Below are 4,019 nucleotides of genomic sequence, written 5' to 3' on the forward strand. Positions count from 1 at the left end.
CCTCGGCCGCGAGGAGGGCGTTCCATGCTTTCGGGTCCAGGTCCGACAGCGACGCCACCACCCGAATGACATAATCGTTCAAGCCTTTTTCTTCCTTCCGTATGACGCTCAAGCTCGCCATCGCGCAACTCAATTTTGTGGTGGGCGACCTCGCCGGCAACGCCAGGAAAATCGTCGATGCCGCGCGCCAGGCCCACGCCCAAGGTGCACGCCTTCTGCTGACGCCCGAACTCTCGATCGCCGGCTATGCGGCAGAGGATCTTTTCCTGCGTCCCGCCTTCACCGAAGCCTGCGATGATGCCGTGAAAGGCATTGCCGCCGCACTGGCCGATCTCAAAGACATGGTCGTGGTGGTGGGGCATCCGACCGGCGGCAGCCTGCGCAGCCGCTCGGTGGCGGTGCAGATGCGCTACAACGCCGCCAGCGTGATCAAGGAAGGCCGCATCCTCGAAACCTACGCCAAGCGCGAGCTGCCGAACTACCAGGTGTTCGACGAGCGCCGCTATTTCACGCCGGGGCAGGGCACCTGCGTGTTCGAGGCCGGCGGCGTCTCGGTGGGCGTGCTGATCTGCGAGGACGCCTGGTTCGACGAACCGGCCGAACTGGCCCGCGCGGCGGGTGCCGAAGTGCTGGCCGTCATCAACGCGTCGCCGTACCACGTCGGCAAGGAAGGCGAGCGCGTGGCGCGGATGGCCGACCGGGCGCGCGCCGTCGGGCTGCCGCTGGTCTATGCGCACCTGGTGGGCGGGCAGGACGAAGTGGTCTTCGATGGCGCCTCCTTTGCGCTGCAGGCCGACGGCGCGCTGGCCATGCAGGCCGAGAGTTTCAAGGAGAGCCTGGTCTTCATGCAACTGGAGCGCTCGCCCCAGGGCATGGGTGTGGTGGCGGCGCCTTCGGCCATCGCTGCGCCGCGCGAAGCGGAAGCCCAGCTGTGGGATGCACTGGTACTGGGCGTGCGCGACTACATCGGCAAGAACGGCTTTCCTGGCGCCATCCTGGGGCTCTCGGGCGGCATCGACTCCGCATTGGTGCTTGCCATCGCGGTCGACGCACTCGGCAAGGACAAGGTGCGCGCCGTCATGATGCCGTCGCCCTACACCGCCGACATCAGCTGGATCGACGCGCGCGACATGGCCACCCGCCTGGGCGTGCGCTACGACGAGATCTCGATCAAGCACACCTTCGAGTCGTTCAAGGGCGCGCTCGCGGATGAGTTCAAGGGCCTGCCCGAGGACACGGCCGAGGAGAACATCCAGGCCCGCATCCGCGGCACGCTGCTGATGGCGCTGTCGAACAAGTTCGGCTCGATCGTTCTCACCACGGGCAACAAGAGCGAGATGGCCACCGGCTACTGCACGCTCTATGGCGACATGGCAGGCGGCTTCGCGGTCATCAAGGACCTGCTGAAGACCACCGTGTTCGCGCTGGCCCGCTGGCGCAATGCGCACGACCCGTACGGCACCGGCGCCTCGCCGATTCCCGACCGGATCATCACGCGGCCACCGAGCGCCGAGCTGCGGCCCGACCAGACCGACCAGGACAGCCTGCCGCCCTACGACATCCTCGACGGCATCCTGGCACGCTACATGCAGGACGACGAGGGCATCGACGAGATCATCGCCGCCGGCTACGAGCGCGCGGTGGTCGAGCGGGTTGCGCGGCTCATCAAGATCAATGAATACAAGCGGCGCCAGGCGCCTGTGGGCATTCGGGTGACCCACCGGAGTTTCGGCAAGGATTGGCGTTACCCTATCACCAGCAAGTTCAACGAAACCGCCGGAGCGCAAAAACCATGAAGCAGATCACCGCCATCGTCAAACCCTTCAAGCTCGAGGACGTACGCGAAGCCCTGGCTGAGGTGGGCGTTACCGGCCTCACAGTGACCGAGGTCAAGGGCTTCGGGCGCCAGAAGGGGCACACCGAGCTCTATCGTGGTGCGGAATACGTGGTCGACTTCCTGCCGAAGATGAAGGTGGAAGTGGTCGTCAACGAAGGCGACGTGGAGCGCTGCATCGAAGCCATCGTCAATTCCGCGCGCACCGGCAAGATCGGCGACGGAAAGATCTTCGTCACCGGCGTGGAGCGCATCGTGCGCATCCGCACCGGCGAGGAAAACGAGAACGCCGTCTGAAAAAGGCCCGCTCCGGGAAGCGCGCTACAGGTTTTCGGCCAGCCGGTCGTCGCGGGGGTGCAGGGGCACCTCGGCGCGCAGCGCGCTGAGCAGTTCGGTGGGGTTGGTGCCGGTGCGGATCAGTTCCATCTGCCAATCGCCCATGAAGCCCTCGCGCACGCTGTGCGCCAGGAAGCCCAGCAGGCCGTCGTAGTAGCCGGCGGTATTGAGGATGCCCGTGGGCTTGTCGTGGTAGCCGAGCTGGCGCCAGGTCCAGATCTCGAACAGTTCCTCGAAGGTGCCAATGCCGCCCGGCAGCGCGACGAAGGCGTCGGCGCGCTCGCCCATCATGGCCTTGCGCTCGTGCATGGTGTCGACCACGTGGAGCTCGTCGCACAGGGGATTGGCCAGTTCCCGGTCGACCAGCGCCTTGGGAATGATGCCGACCACGCGGCCGCCGGCGTTGCGGGTGGCCTCGGCCACCGTGCCCATCAGGCCGGTGCGTCCGCCGCCGTAGACCAGCTGGCCGCGGTGCGCGCCGATCCACTGGCCGACCGCTTCCGCGGCCTTGGAAAACTCGACTCGCTCGCCGGGTCGCGAGCCGCAATACACACAGATCGAAAATTCAGGATTCATGCCGCCATCATGCCTCGTGCGGCGGGCATCTTCATGACGCGAAGCGATGCCACAGCGCCGCCAGCCAGATGCCGCCGCACAGGGTGAGCGACAGCAGCACGGCGGCGCTGCCCATGTCCTTGGCGCGCTTGGAGAGGTCGTGCCATTCGGGGCCGATGCGGTCGATGGCGGCTTCGACCGCGGTGTTGAGCAGCTCGACGATCATTACGAGGATGGCGCTGCCGGCGAGCAGGGCCACTTCGACCCAGCTGCGGCCGAGCCAGAAGGCCGCCGGGATCATCACGACGGCCATGATGGCTTCCTGGCGGAACGCCGGCTCGCTCCAGCCCGCGCGAAGGCCGTGCAGCGAGATCAGGGTGGCATGCCACACGCGCTCGAGGCCCTTGCGGGCCTTTTGCGGGTTCACGGCGGGGTCGGGAAGCTTGGGCAGGGCACTCATCGGCGGCTCATCGGCTTGGAGGTTATGAGCCGCGTACCGGCCCAGGCGTCGTGCCAGAACTGGCGCTCGGGGTGAAAGCGCGCCAGCAATGCCCAGACGGCGACCCATCCGAAGATCAACACCGTGGATTCTCCGCCCGAAAGCTTGAAAGGCGCGATGGCGGCCAGCGGCGGCAGGAACCAGATCCAGCTGAGCAGGTAGCGCAGGAGCGCGCGGGCCTGGGTGAGGGGGCGTCCGTGCGCATCGACGATGCGGATGTTCCAGGTCTTCATGGCCAGCGTCTGGCCCCGGGTCCAGAACCAGACGAAATAGACGCCGAACACCACGAACAGGAAGGCCTGGAGCAGGTGCCGGCGGGAATCCATGGCGTCGCGCATCTGGCCGAGCGTGCTGAACAGCCAGCCCGCGACGAACACCACGGCGAACAGCAGCATGCCTTCATACAGCCAGCATGCCATTCGCCGCCACAGGCCGGGCACTATCAGAAGAGGAGCGCTGGAGGGGGTATCTGCGAGCGATGAAGAGGGATTCGATTCCGAGAACTCGGAAGAATTTGAAGCCATCGAAACCTTGGGAATCAGGGGGGCAAGGGCTGCTCGGCGCCACGGCCTGCAGGGTTGGAGGCGGACGGTGATGGCGACGATGGCGGCGAAACCTGGGCGGCCGCCGATGATGGCATGGGTACCTGGGCCTCGGCCGGAGTCGGCTGCGACATGGTGGCGGACGGGGAGGGCGCGGAGACGGCGGACGGGATGCGTTCCGGCGGGGACGCCACCATGATGGCGGCGGGCACCGTGGCTGGCACGGAAGCGGCAGGCGGGGCCAGCATGATGC

6 protein-coding genes are annotated in these 4,019 nt (G+C 66.7%); 3 read left to right on the top strand and 3 right to left on the bottom strand.

Annotated elements, in window-relative coordinates:
• Positions 1 to 101: 101 nt before the first annotated feature.
• Complete coding sequence (locus AC1DOC_RS22880) at positions 102 to 1,796, top strand: NAD+ synthase (RefSeq protein WP_018906100.1); 1,695 nt, start codon at positions 102 to 104, stop codon at positions 1,794 to 1,796.
• The gene (locus tag AC1DOC_RS22885) at positions 1,793 to 2,131 is read left to right on the top strand and encodes a P-II family nitrogen regulator (RefSeq protein WP_012747471.1); all 339 of its coding nucleotides are present in this window, start codon (positions 1,793 to 1,795) and stop codon (positions 2,129 to 2,131) included. The genes AC1DOC_RS22880 and AC1DOC_RS22885 overlap by 4 nt, the downstream gene beginning before the upstream one ends.
• Positions 2,132 to 2,155: 24 nt before the next feature.
• Here AC1DOC_RS22885 and AC1DOC_RS22890 read toward each other — a convergent pair whose 3' ends face one another.
• Genes AC1DOC_RS22890 through AC1DOC_RS22900 form a run of 3 tightly spaced genes read right to left on the bottom strand, consistent with a single transcriptional unit; the run spans position 2,156 to position 3,748 of the window.
• Positions 2,156 to 2,746: an LOG family protein gene (locus tag AC1DOC_RS22890; RefSeq protein WP_018906099.1), complete on the bottom strand. Its 591-nt coding sequence runs from the start codon at positions 2,744 to 2,746 to the stop codon at positions 2,156 to 2,158.
• A gap of 31 nt (positions 2,747 to 2,777) precedes the next feature.
• Positions 2,778 to 3,185 carry a diacylglycerol kinase gene (locus AC1DOC_RS22895; RefSeq protein WP_012747473.1) on the bottom strand — a complete coding sequence of 136 codons (408 nt, stop codon included), beginning with the start codon at positions 3,183 to 3,185 and terminating at the stop codon, positions 2,778 to 2,780.
• Complete coding sequence (locus tag AC1DOC_RS22900; RefSeq protein WP_026284176.1) at positions 3,182 to 3,748, bottom strand: RDD family protein; 567 nt, start codon at positions 3,746 to 3,748, stop codon at positions 3,182 to 3,184. Before AC1DOC_RS22900 ends, AC1DOC_RS22895 begins: the two co-directional genes overlap by 4 nt.
• 54 nt (positions 3,749 to 3,802) lie before the next feature.
• Between AC1DOC_RS22900 and AC1DOC_RS22905 the strand changes: the two genes are divergently transcribed.
• A partial coding sequence (locus AC1DOC_RS22905) for a hypothetical protein (RefSeq protein WP_478130546.1) occupies positions 3,803 to 4,019 on the top strand: 217 nt, incomplete at its 3' end.

The organism is Variovorax sp. 01T439_2, assembly GCF_056398445.1.